This is a genomic window from Embleya sp. NPDC025285, from assembly GCF_055558835.1.
Genome location: NZ_JBVHLU010000307.1, coordinates 1 through 1,258 on the forward strand (window position 1 = coordinate 1; position 1,258 = coordinate 1,258).

A 1,258-nucleotide genomic window follows, 5' to 3' on the forward strand; every position below is an offset into this window, starting at 1 on the left:
GGACTGGAACCTGCTGCGCACCTTCCGGGTGATCGGCCAGGAATTGAGCATCAGCCGCGCCGCCGCGCGCCTGCACCTGACCCAACCGGCCATCAGCCAGGCGCTCAAGCGTCTGGAAGAGCAGCTCGACTGCCAACTGATCGCTCGTCGCGGGCCACGTTTCGTGCTGACCGAAGCTGGCGAGCAAATCTTCGCGATCGCCGGCGAGATGTATGGCCAGGTCTCACAGATGAGCAACGCCCTGCAAAAGCCTGGCGACGAGGTGCTCGGCAAAGTGCGATTGCTGATGATCAGCCGGATCAACTCGGACACCTTTGATGAGTTTCTGGCGGACTTCCATCGCCAGCATCCCAGGGTCGACCTGGACGTTGAGGTGATGCGCAGCTCTGACATCGTTGCTGCCCTGCTGGAGAAAACCGCGACGTTGGGCCTAAGCCTTAATCGACGGCCGCAGCCACGGCTGGAGCAGCATCTGTTCCTTCGTCAGCGTTATGCGTTTTTTTGCGGGCGGCATCACCCGTTGTTCGGACGCACCGGGCTGGCGGAGGGAGATTTGCAGTCGGAGAACTTCGTGAGTTTCACCAGCGACCAGATCGGCGGGATGCTCTCGCCGTTGACGATCTTTCGTGACCAGCAGGGCTTCAGCGGGCGCATCGTGGCGTCCTCCTCCAGCCTGGAGGAAGTGCGGCGCTTGGTGATTGCCGGGTTTGGCCTGGGCTGCCTGCCGATTCATGTGGTGGCCGAGGATGTGAAGAATGGACTGCTCTGGCGCTTGCCGCCGGACGAAGGGATTACTGACGTGGATATCCACCTGCTGTGGAACCGTGAGCAGAAAATGAGCCGGGCGGAGGCGGTGTTTATTGAGAGTCTGTCGGCGCGATTGGCTGCCGAATAAATGGCGTGATTCGCAAGTCACTTGGCGCCCTCTTGCTAGTGTATGAGAAGCGCCCGTCCACCATCATTCGTTCACAGGTTGCTCCCACAGTCTCAAACGAAGAGGTGTCCGAATGTCCAGAATATGGTTTATCACCGGCAGTTCCCGCGGCCTCGGCCGCTCGATTACCGTCGCCGCGCTGCGCGCCGGTGATCGTGTGGTTGCCACCGCGCGCAATCCCAAGCAACTGGATGACCTGGTGGCCGAATACGGTGATGCGGTTTATCCCGTCGCGCTGGATGTCACCCACAACCAGCAGGTGCTGGAAGCGGTTGACGCTGCGGTGAAACATTTTGGCCACCTGGATGTGGTGGTCAATAACGC

The 1,258-nt window shown here is 60.5% G+C and carries 2 protein-coding genes; both read left to right on the top strand.

The genetic code is table 11. The annotated features are described in order from the left end of the window. Positions 1-895 (top strand): LysR family transcriptional regulator (locus ACZ4FV_RS52415; RefSeq protein ID WP_465328560.1); only part of this gene is annotated, 895 nt, incomplete at its 5' end. A 112-nt stretch (positions 896-1,007) separates the two neighbouring features. After that, the coding region (locus ACZ4FV_RS52420) for an SDR family NAD(P)-dependent oxidoreductase (RefSeq protein ID WP_465328562.1) at positions 1,008-1,258 on the top strand (251 nt) is incomplete at its 3' end.